Annotated in this window: 11 protein-coding genes and 1 other RNA gene; 9 read left to right on the forward strand and 3 right to left on the reverse strand. The window is 68.2% G+C overall.

Annotation, left to right across the window (positions count from 1 at the left end):
• Positions 1-398 precede the first annotated feature (398 nt).
• Positions 399-1580, forward strand: a complete 1182-nt coding sequence (locus P5F91_RS16315) for an aminotransferase class I/II-fold pyridoxal phosphate-dependent enzyme (RefSeq protein WP_277907617.1) — start codon at positions 399-401, stop codon at positions 1578-1580.
• A complete protein-coding gene (gene bioD, locus P5F91_RS16320; RefSeq protein ID WP_145611524.1) occupies positions 1577-2275 on the forward strand; it encodes a dethiobiotin synthase in 699 nt (232 codons plus the stop codon). The genes P5F91_RS16315 and bioD overlap by 4 nt, the downstream gene beginning before the upstream one ends.
• A gap of 228 nt (positions 2276-2503) precedes the next feature.
• Here bioD and P5F91_RS16325 read toward each other — a convergent pair whose 3' ends face one another.
• From P5F91_RS16325 to P5F91_RS16335, 3 genes are all read right to left on the reverse strand, one after another.
• On the reverse strand, positions 2504-2734 hold the full coding sequence (locus P5F91_RS16325) for a hypothetical protein (RefSeq protein ID WP_145611522.1): 231 nt from the start codon (positions 2732-2734) through the stop codon (positions 2504-2506).
• A 107-nt stretch (positions 2735-2841) separates the two neighbouring features.
• Entirely contained in the window at positions 2842-4248 is a 1407-nt protein-coding gene (gene fumC, locus P5F91_RS16330) for a class II fumarate hydratase (RefSeq protein ID WP_145611520.1), read from the reverse strand.
• A gap of 62 nt (positions 4249-4310) precedes the next feature.
• Positions 4311-5351 carry an AIM24 family protein gene (locus P5F91_RS16335; RefSeq protein ID WP_145611518.1) on the reverse strand — a complete coding sequence of 347 codons (1041 nt, stop codon included), beginning with the start codon at positions 5349-5351 and terminating at the stop codon, positions 4311-4313.
• Positions 5352-5705: 354 nt separating this feature from the next.
• On the opposite strand from P5F91_RS16335, the gene P5F91_RS16345 reads away from it, so the two are divergent.
• From P5F91_RS16345 to rnpB, 7 genes are all read left to right on the forward strand, one after another.
• Complete coding sequence (locus P5F91_RS16345) at positions 5706-6488, forward strand: TerB family tellurite resistance protein (protein ID WP_145611516.1); 783 nt, start codon at positions 5706-5708, stop codon at positions 6486-6488.
• Positions 6489-6532: 44 nt separating this feature from the next.
• Positions 6533-8350 (forward strand): ATP-binding cassette domain-containing protein, encoded by a 1818-nt coding sequence (locus P5F91_RS16350; protein WP_277907618.1) that lies wholly within the window; start codon positions 6533-6535, stop codon positions 8348-8350.
• A gap of 52 nt (positions 8351-8402) precedes the next feature.
• Positions 8403-8708 (forward strand): type II toxin-antitoxin system TacA family antitoxin, encoded by a 306-nt coding sequence (locus P5F91_RS16355; RefSeq protein ID WP_211106970.1) that lies wholly within the window; start codon positions 8403-8405, stop codon positions 8706-8708.
• A gap of 8 nt (positions 8709-8716) precedes the next feature.
• Entirely contained in the window at positions 8717-9247 is a 531-nt protein-coding gene (locus tag P5F91_RS16360; protein WP_145611512.1) for a GNAT family N-acetyltransferase, read from the forward strand.
• On the forward strand, positions 9244-10116 hold the full coding sequence (locus P5F91_RS16365; protein ID WP_145611510.1) for a DMT family transporter: 873 nt from the start codon (positions 9244-9246) through the stop codon (positions 10114-10116). Before P5F91_RS16360 ends, P5F91_RS16365 begins: the two co-directional genes overlap by 4 nt.
• 6 nt (positions 10117-10122) lie before the next feature.
• Entirely contained in the window at positions 10123-10818 is a 696-nt protein-coding gene (locus tag P5F91_RS16370; protein WP_145611508.1) for an N-acetylmuramoyl-L-alanine amidase, read from the forward strand.
• 54 nt (positions 10819-10872) lie between these two features.
• Positions 10873-11302: RNase P RNA component class A (gene rnpB, locus P5F91_RS16375), an RNA gene on the forward strand.
• The last annotated feature ends 110 nt before the right edge of the window (positions 11303-11412 follow it).

Raw genomic sequence — 11412 nt, forward strand, 5'->3', positions numbered from 1 at the left:
GGACCGGTCAAGAAAAACCGGGGCGGCGCCGGCCGCCGGCGGATCTCGGGGAAACTTGGTGAGAGGCGACAGGTCCGGCGCGACAGATGATTGCGCGGCGCCGCTAGACCAGCGCCGTGAACACCGATTCAAGAATTGAGATCACCACTTGGCCGACAATCTCGACCAGCCAGGACCAATCGTTCAGGCGTTCAGCCCAGCGGGATTCTTCCTCAGCCAAAGGGCCCCCCCTCCACGGTCGCGCATCAAAGCAGGGCGAGCAACAGCCCAAGCGCGTCCGTAGGCTGAGATGGGGCCGGAATTTGACACCCGCAACCCAGGCGCCGCACTTTCGCACGCGTCCGGCCGGCGCTTGCCATTAAGCTCCGCCCGATCTGATCCCAACCGATGGCGCCTTCATGCAGTCCCTGACCGAATTCGCCGAGGCCAAGCTGGCCGAGATGGACGCCGCCTCGCTGCGCCGCCGGCTGGTGGACAGCGACCGCGATGGCGAGGGCGGTCTGTGGATCAGGCGCGGCGGCCGGCGCCTGCTGTCCTTCTCCTGCAATGACTACCTGAACCTGGCCCACGACCCCCGGGTGAAGGCGGCGGCCGTGGCGGCGGTGGAGCGGTACGGCGTGGGGGCCGCCGCCTCGCGCCTGGTGACCGGCAACCACCCGCTCTACACCGTGCTGGAGCAGAAGCTGGCTGCCTTGAAGGGGACGGAGGCGGCCTGCGTCTTCGGCTCCGGCTATCTGGCCAACGCCGGCATCATTCCCACCTTCGTGGGGCCCAAGGATCTGGTGGTGGTGGATGAGCTGGCGCACGCCTGCATCTGGGCCGGCGCCAAGCTGTCGGGCGCCACCCTGCGTATCTTCCGCCATAACGATATGGACCATGCCGCCCAGGTGCTGGCGACATATCGGCCGCGCCATGGCCGCGCCCTGTTGGTGACGGACGGCGTCTTTTCAATGGACGGGGATCTCGCCCCCCTGCCCGCCCTCGCCAACCTGTGCGCGCAGCACGACACCTGGCTGATGACCGACGACGCCCACGGCATCGGTGTATTGGCGGAGGGCCGGGGCTCCAGCTTCGCCTTCGGCGACAAGCCGCTGGTGCCGCTGCAGATGGGCACCTTGAGCAAGGCGGTGGGCGGCTATGGCGGCTATCTCTGCGCCTCCCAGGCGGTCATCGACCTGGTGAAGACCCGGGCGCGCACCCTGATCTATTCCACCGGCCTGCCTCCCGCCACGGTGGCCGGCGCCATCGCGTCCCTGGACATCATCCAGGGTGACCCCGACCTGTGCGCCCTGCCCGTGACCAAGGCCCGGCGATTCACCGCCCTGTTGAACCTGCCTTCCGCCGAAAGCCCCATCGTGCCCATCGTGCTGGGCGGCGCCGAGGTCACCTTGCAGGCCCAGCGCCTGCTGGAGGACGAGGGCCTGCTGGTCACCGCCATCCGCCCCCCTACCGTGCCGGCCGGCACCGCCCGCCTGCGCATCACCTTTACCGCCCGCACGCCGGATGCGGAGATCGAGCGCCTGGCCGGCCTGATCCGCGATCGCGTGCTGCCGCTCAAGAGTGTCGAGAGCCCCAAATGACCGTCCCCGCCTTTTTCGTCACCGCCACCGGCACCGACATCGGCAAGACCTTCGTGACATCCGGCCTCGTGCGCCGCCTGCGGGCCAAGGGCATCGCCGCCACCGCCCTGAAACCCGTGGTCAGCGGGATCGATCTGGAGGATGCCGCCAGCCTGGCGGCCAGCGACCCCGCGCAGCTGCTGGCAGCCATGGGCCGGCCGGTCACCCCGGCGGAGGTGGCGCGCATCAGCCCGCACCGCTACGCCGCCCCCCTGTCGCCCGACATGGCGGCGGCGCGCGAGGGCCGGCCCCTGGACGTGGACGGCATGATCGAATGGTGCCGGGAAAAGACGGCCTTCGCCGCCGCCCCGCTGTTCGTGGAGGGTGTCGGCGGCGCCATGGTGCCGCTGGACGGCAGCCGCACGGTGCTGGACTGGATGGTGGCGCTGGACCTGCCCCTGTTGCTGGTCACGGGCAGCTATCTCGGCACCCTCAGCCACACCCTGACCGCCCTGGACGTCCTGGCCCGCCGGGGATTGCGGGTCGCCGCCATCGCCGTGAGCGCCACCCCCGGCGCCACCGTGCCCATGGCCGAGACGCTCACCACCCTCGCCCGCTTCGCCCCCGGCATCCCCCTAACGGCGGTGCCCAGGGTGGAACGGGTGGAAGAGGCGGACACGGCGTTCGACGCGCTGCTGGGGGCGTTGGGGCTGTAATCCCGAGGTGTTTGCGGGACTTCGCACGGAAGTGATGGCACTATCGGCAGCATGTCAGCCGACGATGATAACGCCACCCCTCTATCCCCGACGCACCTCGACCATGATGCGGTTGCGGCAGCGGTGACGCGTGTTCAGCAACTGGCCAAGCAATACGGGGCCCCTAATCGCAGCTTGACCGATGAATTGATCGCCGGGCGTCGGGTGGACACTGAGCAAGGATGAGCCTCAGCTCAGCGCCGTCTCCGCCCTGATCTCACGGATCAGGTTTTCCATGCGGCGCAGCAGGGCTTCGGCCACCTTGAGCGGCACGACCACCACATCGTCCTCGGCATCGAAACCGCCCTGGCGGCGGATGACGATCTCATCGCGGGGGTTGGCGTAGACCGCCACGGCGGTGGCCATGTCGGCCACGATGCTCGTCTGGTCCAGATGCCCCCATTGAAACGCGCCGGCCATATCGTCCTCCATCGCTGACATCGCGAAAGAACAAACTGGGAACGATCAAGGCATAAATCAGGAACTCAGGCAAGGGGAATTTAGCTCCCCTTGCCCGATCCCGGATCTCAGCTGGGGTGGATCATGTCCTCAGGCTTCACCCAGGCGTCGAACTCCGCCTCGGTCAGGAAGCCCAGGGCCAGGCCGGCGGCCTTCAGGGTGGTGCCTTCGGCGTGCGCCTTCTTCGCGATCTTGGCGGCCTTGTCATAGCCGATGTGCGGGTTGAGCGCCGTCACCAGCATCAGGCTTTCGTGCAGCGACTTGGCGATGCGGTCCTCATTCGCCGTGATGCCGATCACGCAATTGTCGGTGAAGCTGACGGCGGCGTCGGCCAGCAGGCGGATGGACTGGGCCACGTTGTAGATGATGACGGGCTTGAAGACGTTCAGTTCGAAATGCCCGGTGGCGCCGGCGATGGTGACGGTGGTGTGGTTGCCCATCACCTGAGCGCAGACCATGGTCATGGCCTCGGACTGCGTCGGGTTGACCTTGCCGGGCATGATGGAACTGCCGGGCTCGTTCTCCGGCAGGCTCAGCTCCCCGATGCCGCAGCGCGGGCCGGAGCCCAGCAGGCGGATGTCGTTGGCCACCTTCATGAGCGAGGCCGCCAGGGTGTTCAGCACGCCCGACACCTCCACCAGGCTGTCGTGCGTCGCCAGCGCCTCGAACTTGTTGGGGGCGGTGACGAAGGGCAGGCCGGTCAGATCCGCCACCTCGGCCGCGAAGGCGGCATCAAAGCCCTTCTTGGCGTTCAGGCCCGTGCCCACCGCCGTGCCGCCCTGAGCCAGGCGCAGCAGCGCCGGCAGCGCCGCCTTCACCCGCTCCACCCCATAGGCCAGCTGCTGGGCATAACCGGAGAATTCCTGGCCCAGGGTCAGGGGTGTCGCATCCTGCAGATGGGTGCGGCCGATCTTGACGATGCCCTTGAACGCCTCGGCCTTGGCGGCCAGGGCGTCGCGCAGATGCTCCAGCGCCGGCACCAGGGTGCGGTGCAGTTCCACCGCCGCCGCGATGTGCATGGCGGTGGGGAAGCTGTCGTTGGACGACTGGCCCCGGTTCACATGGTCGTTGGGGTGCACCGGCTTCTTCGACCCCATCTCCCCGCCCAGCAACTCGATGGCACGGTTGGAGATGACCTCATTGGCGTTCATGTTGGTTTGGGTGCCGGAACCGGTCTGCCACACCACCAGGGGGAAGTGGTCGTCCAGCTTGCCGGCCGCCACCTCCGCCGCCGCCTGGATGATGGCGCGGCCCAGCGCCTCGTCCAGTTCCCCCAGCTTCACGTTGGCCTGGGCCGCCGCCTGCTTCTGGATGCCCAGGGCATGGACCAGGGCCGGCGGCATGCGCTCCCCCCCGATCTTGAAGTTGCCCAGGGACCGCTGGGTCTGGGCGCCCCAGTAGCGGTCGGACGGCACCTCCAACGGGCCGAAGCTGTCGGTTTCGGTGCGGGTGCCCTGTTTGGCTTCAAGGACCATTTCGATGCTCTCCAGGCTGGTGAGGGGCGGAGTTTACCCGGATCCCCTCGGGCCCCGCCATGTCAGCGCTTGTCGAGGATGTTGCCTATGGCGCCAAACACACCCCCCTCTTCCCGGGTTCCCACCAGGGACGAGGCCAGCATGCGGCCGGCAAGCCTTGAGAAGGGCAGGCTTTGCAGCCACACCTTGCCGGGGCCCCGTAGCCGGGCGAAGAACAGGCCCTCGCCGCCGAACAGCATGGACTTGATGCCGCCCACCTGCTCCACATCGAAATCGATGTCGGCGGTCATGGCGGCCAGGCAGCCCGTGTCCACGTGGATGACTTCCCCCGGCTGCAACGTGCGTTCCACCAGGGTGCCGCCCATGTGGATGAAGACGATGCCGTCGCCTTCCAGCTTCTGCATGATGAAACCGTCGCCGCCGAACAGGCCGGTCAGGATGCGGCGCTGGAAGTAGATGCCGATGGCGACACCGCGCGCCGCCGCCAGGAAGCTGTCCTTGTGGCAGATCAGGCGGCCGCCATAGTCTGCCAGCTTGAGGGCGGAGATGGTGCCGGGATAGGGCGCGGAAAAAGCCACCGTGCCCGGACCGCTGCCACGCTGGGTAAAGACGGTGGTGAAGAGGGTGGAGCCGGAGAGCACCCGCTTGCCCGCGCCCCACAGCTGGTCCAGCACGCTGCCGCCGTCGCGGCTGGAACCGTCACCGAAGATGGTGTTCATGTCCACGCTGGCGTCCTTGTACAGCAGGGCGCCCGCCTCGGCGATGGCGCTGTCGCCGGGCGCCAGGCTCACCTCCACATACTGCATCTCATGGCCGTGGATGGTGTAGTCCAGGGCGCTGGCCGGGCCGGGCGGCGGCGGGGTGAAGGGGTTGCCACCGCCGGCGAAGGCGCCCCAGATGCCGCCACCGCCCGGCGGGGGCGGGGGCGGCGGGGATGAGGCGGTGCCGCCATACAGCTCCGCCACCTGGCCCACGGGCAGCCAGTCGGTGAAGCCTTCCCGCCAGCAGTGCGCGCCCGGATTGGCGCGGGCGAAATTGCGCGCCGCCGCGTCATCCAGGGGGCCCGCCTGCTGCTGACCGTTGTGGAAGAACCATTCCGTCATGGCAACGCACCCCTTCTCTGTTCAACCAGGCCGTTCGTGTCCCCCGCGGACCGGCCCTTGGTATCGCCCCCTTTTACCAAGATGGCGCCCCCCTCACCAGCGCTGGCCCCATTCCCGCCCGGCCATCTGGCCCCCTTTGCCGCAGGTTCGCGGCGTGACGGCGGCTTTGGGAATATTCCGCCGGCCTGTGCGTCTTTCCAATAAGGCCGGCCCGGCGCCGGTCCTTACCTGCCGAAGGACGCGCGCATCATGATCACGGTCGGTTCGGGGCATTGGCGGGAATGGATGGGGCAGCTATGGTGCGGCCCGGCCCCCCGCTTCCGGTGGGGCCGGCTGTGGCCGAGGCTGAAAGCGATGAGCATCTGGGGCAAGGTGGTGGGGGGTGTCGCGGGCTTTGCCATTGGCGGCCCCCTGGGCGCACTGCTGGGCGTGGCCGCCGGACATGCCGCCGACGCCTGGGCGTCGCAGCCGTCAGCCCCCCCGGGCCCGGACGGCCAGCCTGACCAGACCCGCAGCATGGCCTTCACCATCGGCGTCATCGTGCTGGGCGCCAAGATGGCCAAGGCCGACGGCGTGGTGGACCGGGCGGAGATCGACGCCTTCAAGCGCGTCTTCCAAATTCCGGCGGAGGAGGCGCGGAACGTCGGCCGCATCTTCGACCTGGCCAAGCGCGACAGCGCGGGCTTCGAGCCCTATGCCCGGCAGCTGGCGGGCATGTTCCGGGACCGGCCGACGGTGCTGGAGGATTTGCTGGGCTGCCTGTTCCACATCGCGTCGGCCGACGGCAGCCTGCACCCGGCGGAGCTGACCTTCCTGGCCGACGTCGCCCGCATCTTCGGCATTTCCGAGGCGACGTTCGAGGGCATCCGCCGCATCCACGGCGGCGCCGCCTGCGGGTACGAGGACCCGCTGGACGACCCTTACGCCGTGCTGGGCGTCGCCCGTACCGCCAGCGATGCGGAAATCAAGCTGGCCTGGCGCCAGGCCTTGCGCGACAACCATCCCGACACCGTCATGGCCCAAGGCCTGCCGGCGGAGTTCGTGGACGTCGCTACCCAAAAGACGGCCGCGCTGAACGCCGCCTATGACAAGATCCAGAGCCAGCGGGCCAGTGCGCCCGCCGGCCCGCACCAGTAAACCCGCATCCCTCAGTAACCCGTACCCTAGAGCTTATCGCTTCCATGGCCCCCACCCCGCCCATCGTCGCCCTGAAGAACGCCCACATCACCCTGGGCGCCACCATCCTGTTCGAGGGCGTGGACGTCACCATCGGTCGCGGGGACAAGATCGCCCTGGTCGGCCGCAACGGCAGCGGCAAATCCACCCTGCTGAAGGCCCTGGCCGGCGTGGTCGACCTGGACAAGGGCGAACGCTATATCCAGCCGGGTGCCCGCATCGGTTACCTGCATCAGGAACCGGACTTCAGCGGCCATGCCACGGTGGCGGACTTCGTCAGCGCCGGACTGGTGGAGGATGCGCCCTATCGCGTACAGGCGGTGCTGGACGAGCTGAACCTGCCCGGCGACCGCGCGGCCGCCACCCTGTCGGGCGGCGAGGCCCGCCGCGCCGCCATCGCCCAGGCCCTGGTCAGCGACCCCGACGTCCTGCTGATGGACGAGCCGACCAACCACCTGGACCTGCCCACCATCGAATATCTGGAAAAGGCGCTGCAGGCCTTCCGCGGCGGGCTGCTGCTGATCAGCCATGACCGCGCCTTTCTGAACACCCTGGCGCGCAAGACCATGTGGCTGGATCGCGGCACCATGCGCGAAACGGAACGCCCCTTCGCCGAGTTTGAAGCCTGGCGGGACGAGGTGTTCGCGGCCGAGGATCTGGTCTACGCCAAGCTGGACCGCAAGATCGCGGTGGAGATGAAATGGCTGCGCGAGGGTATCAGTGCGCGGCGCACCCGCAACATGGGCCGGGTTCGGGCCTTGCAGGGCCTGCGCAAGGAGCGGGCGGACCGCAACCGCCAGGGCCAGGTGAAGCTGGCGGTGTCGGACGCCGAGAACTCAGGCCGGCTGGTGATCGAGGCAACCAACGTCGCCAAAAGCTTCCAGGATGGGGAAGGCAACACCCGGATCATCGCCCGTGACTTCTCCACCCGCATCCTGCGCGGCGACCGGGTGGGCCTGATCGGCCCCAACGGTGCGGGCAAGACCACCATCCTGAAGATGCTGATGGGCGACCTGGCGCCGGACAGCGGCACCATCCGCCTGGGCACCAACCTGGAAACGGTGGTGTTCGACCAGCGCCGGGCGCAACTGGACCCCAACCAGACCATACGCCAAGTGCTGCTACCCTTCGGCGGCGACAGCGTTGTGGTGGGCGGCACACCGCGCCATGTCGCCTCCTACATGCGGGACTTCCTGTTCGACGGCGGCATGCTGGAACAGCCGACCCGGGCGCTGTCGGGTGGCGAGCGCAACCGTCTGCTGCTGGCCAAGCTGTTCGCCCAGCCCAGCAACCTGATGGTGCTGGACGAACCCACCAACGATCTGGACATGGACACGCTGGACCTGCTGGAAGAGGTGCTGAGCGATTATCCCGGCACCCTGCTGCTGGTCAGCCACGACCGTGACTTCCTGGACCGGCTGGTCACCTCCACCATCGCGGTGGAGGGCGACGGCGTGGTGGCGGAATACGCCGGCGGCTACAGCGACTATCTGATCCAGCGTCCGGCCCGCACGCCCGCCGCCAATGCCACCTCCAAGGCGGCCGATGCCCCCAAGGCGGCGGAAGCGCCCAAGGTCAAGCGCAAGCTGGGCTACAAGGAACAGCGTGAGCTGGACCAGCTGCCGGCCCTGATGGACAAGCTGGGCGACCAGGTGAAGAAGCTGGAGGCCAAGCTGGCCGACGCCACCCTCTACGCCCGCGACCCCGCCGCCTTCCAGAAGGCCTCGTCCGACCTGGACAAGGCCCACCAGGACCTGGCCACGGCCGAGGAACGCTGGCTGGAACTGGAGGCGCTGAAGGAGGAGCTGGAGAGGGGCGCGTGAGGTTCTTCCTTGCATGCCCGGCCATTGGCCGTACAATGCGGGAATGGAGAATATGATGGCTCATCCCGCGACAGATACCCCTCGGCGCCGTGCCCGCAGCGAACGGCTGGAAGCGCGCGTCACCGCCGAGCAGAAGGATATGATTGAGCGCGCGGCGGCACTCCAAGGTCGGTCGATCACTGACTTCGTCCTAACCAGCGTGCAAGACGCGGCCCGACGCGCGATCGATGAGCACCTGCGCCTGGAACTGTCGCTGCAGGACAGCCGGGCTTTCGTTGAGGCGCTGAGCAAGCCGCAGCCTGTGAATGACCGGCTGCGCGACACAATTCGCCGGTATCGCGACGCTACCGGCGCCTGACGGTCGGAATGACGGCTTCCGATCCTCTCCTGCGTTCCCTGCGGGTCGACGTGCTCGGCCCACAGCATGACCGACGCCACTTTGCCAGCGGTGTAGATGCGCTTGACCGCTATTTCCAAACGCAAATAGGACAGGACGCCCGCAAGAACATTGCGGCGCCATTTGTTCTCCTTCTGCCAGACGGGACAGTCGCCGGCTATTACACTTTGTCCGCCACGTCTGTGCACTTGGCGGATCTGCCGCCGGAGACGGCTCGCAAACTGCCACGCTATCCGGTGGTGCCGGCCACGCTGCTGGGCCGACTGGCGGTGGATAGGCGTTTTCATGGCCGCGGATATGGTGGATATCTGCTGGCGGATGCGTTGCGCCGTTGTTTGCGCAGCGAAATCGCGTCGTTTGCCGTGATCGTGGACGCTTATGACGACAACGCCCACCGTTTTTACGAACGCATGAGTTTTCTCGCTTTACCTGATACACCCCGGAAATTGTTTCGGCCCTTGGCCGACATCGCGCCGCTGTTCCAGGAGAGCGGCGCGTGAGGCCGCTGGACGTCCTGCGGGCGCTGGCCGTCGTGGCCATCTGGGGAATCAATTTTTCCGTCTCGAAATTCGCGCTGCGCCAGTTCCACCCCATCACCGCCATGGCCATCCGCTTCGCGCTGGTGGCGCTGGTGCTGGTGCCCTGGCGGCGGCTGCCCTGGGCCCATGTACGGCCGCTGCTGGCCTATTCCGTCGTGCTGGGCGGCCTGCATTTCCCCCTGGTGTTCAGCGGCCTGATGGGGTGCAGCGCCGCCGCGGCCTCCGTCGCCATCCAGTTGCAGGTGCCCTTCGCGTCGCTGATGGCGGCGGTGTTCTTCAAGGACAGGCTGGGCTGGCGCCGGGCGGCGGGCATGGCGGCGGCCATCGCCGGCGTCGGCATCATCGCCTACCACCCCGGCGGGACCGACGACCCCGCCCATCTGGGACTGGTGGTGCTGGCCGCTGCCGCCTTCGCCTTTTCCAGCATCCAGCTGAAATGGATGCCGCCCATGGACCCGTTCACGCTGAACGGCTACATGGCCCTGTTCGCCGTGCCGCAGCTGGTACTGATGTCCGCGGTGCTGGAGGATGGGCAATGGGCGGCCATTCAAGCGGCGCCGCCGGCGGCCTGGGCCTCCATCCTGTTCATGGCGCTGGTCTCCACCATCCTGGCCTATGTTCTGTGGTTCCCGCTGGTGCAGCGCTACGCCGTCAACCAGACCATGCCCTTCATGCTGCTGGTCCCGGTGTTCGGGGTGGCCGGCGGCGTCATCCTGCTGGGTGAGCCCTTGTCCTGGCACCTGGCGGCGGGCACGCTGGTGACCATCGCCGGCGTGGGCGTGGTGCTGCTGCGCCGCCCCCGCCTGGTGACAGCCCGGACGGCGAGCTGAGAACCCATGGCCCTGCGTGACCGCCCTTCCCCCAACCACGGCCCCCGGCCGGAAGGAACTGCCGTCGACATCCTGGTGCTGCATTACACCGGCATGCTGTCGGCCGAGGCGGCGCTGGATCGGTTGTGCGACCCAGCGGCGGAGGTCAGCGCCCATTATGTGGTGGAGGAGGACGGCACGGTCTGGCGCCTGGTGGATGAGGGCCGCCGCGCGTGGCACGCCGGCCGGGGCGCCTGGGGTGACGTCGGGGACGTCAACAACCGCTCCATCGGGGTGGAAATCGTGAACCCGGGCCACGAGTACGGCTACCGCCCCTTCCCGCAAGCCCAGATGCAGGCTGTCATCGGGCTGTGCCAGGGCATCCTGGCCCGCCACCCCATCCCGGCCGGCAACGTCATCGCCCATTCCGACATGGCGCCCGCCCGCAAGCAGGACCCGGGCGAACTGTTCGACTGGCCGGGCTTGGCCCGCGCCGGCATCGGCCTATGGCCAGCCACCGATGCCCACGGGCCGGTTTGGGACGGCGGTGACGATCAGGTAGCCGCACTGCTGGCGCGCCTGGGCTATGACCCCACCATCGCGACCTTCACTGAAACGCTGGCCGCCTTCCAGCGCCATTGGCACCCGGAAGCGCTGGGCCAACCGGCGGACGCAGAGACCGTGCGGCGGCTGCATAGCCTGCTGGCTCAATCCGGTCGCTGATCCCCGCCATCGGCGCTTGCATCCCCCGGTCGATGCGCCTAGGGTCGCCGCCTGCCAGACGGCCGGATGGCCGCCTCCCGACAATGGCGAAAGCCGTCGGGGGGAGGAAAGTCCGGGCTCCACGGAAGAACGGTGCCAGGTAACGCCTGGCGGGGGCGACCCTAGGGAAAGTGCCACAGAAAGCAAACCGCCTGCCGCCCGCCCTTTCGGGGGACCGGGGGGCCGGCAAGGGTGAAAGGGTGCGGTAAGAGCGCACCGCGCCCCTGGCAACAGGGGCGGCACGGTAAACCCCACCGGGAGCAAGATCGAATAGGGGCGGCACGGCCGGGCAACCGGCCAAAGCATCTTCCGAGCCGCCGCCCGGGTAGGTCGCGCGAGGCGCTTGGCGACAGGCGTCCCAGATGAATGGCCATCCCACGGCCGCCGCCCCTTCACGGGGGGACGGGCCGGAGGACAGAACCCGGCTTACAGGCCGTCTGGCAGATTTGAATCCAGCAAACGGGACCTCTTCCCATTCCCACCCATCGCCGCCCGCCAGGGGTGGGTCGGGCGTGGGATCGCATGGGAAAACACGCCACAACTTCCATGACTCCA

This window comes from Nitrospirillum amazonense, assembly GCF_029594735.1.
GTDB classification, from domain to species: Bacteria; Pseudomonadota; Alphaproteobacteria; order Azospirillales; family Azospirillaceae; genus Nitrospirillum; species Nitrospirillum amazonense.

What these genes read in the sequence shown, in the direction of transcription:
- P5F91_RS16325 (WP_145611522.1), bottom strand. Translation starts at nt 2,734, where the DNA reads ATGGCCGGCGCGTTTCAATGGGGGCATCTGGACCAGACGAGCATCGTG.
- P5F91_RS16315 (WP_277907617.1), top strand. Translation starts at nt 399, where the DNA reads ATGCAGTCCCTGACCGAATTCGCCGAGGCCAAGCTGGCCGAGATGGAC.
- P5F91_RS16355 (WP_211106970.1), top strand. Translation starts at nt 8,403, where the DNA reads ATGATGGCTCATCCCGCGACAGATACCCCTCGGCGCCGTGCCCGCAGC.
- P5F91_RS16345 (WP_145611516.1), top strand. Translation starts at nt 5,706, where the DNA reads ATGAGCATCTGGGGCAAGGTGGTGGGGGGTGTCGCGGGCTTTGCCATT.
- P5F91_RS16360 (WP_145611512.1), top strand. Translation starts at nt 8,717, where the DNA reads ATGACGGCTTCCGATCCTCTCCTGCGTTCCCTGCGGGTCGACGTGCTC.
- P5F91_RS16335 (WP_145611518.1), bottom strand. Translation starts at nt 5,351, where the DNA reads ATGACGGAATGGTTCTTCCACAACGGTCAGCAGCAGGCGGGCCCCCTG.
- fumC (WP_145611520.1), bottom strand. Translation starts at nt 4,248, where the DNA reads ATGGTCCTTGAAGCCAAACAGGGCACCCGCACCGAAACCGACAGCTTC.
- P5F91_RS16370 (WP_145611508.1), top strand. Translation starts at nt 10,123, where the DNA reads ATGGCCCTGCGTGACCGCCCTTCCCCCAACCACGGCCCCCGGCCGGAA.
- P5F91_RS16350 (WP_277907618.1), top strand. Translation starts at nt 6,533, where the DNA reads ATGGCCCCCACCCCGCCCATCGTCGCCCTGAAGAACGCCCACATCACC.
- bioD (WP_145611524.1), top strand. Translation starts at nt 1,577, where the DNA reads ATGACCGTCCCCGCCTTTTTCGTCACCGCCACCGGCACCGACATCGGC.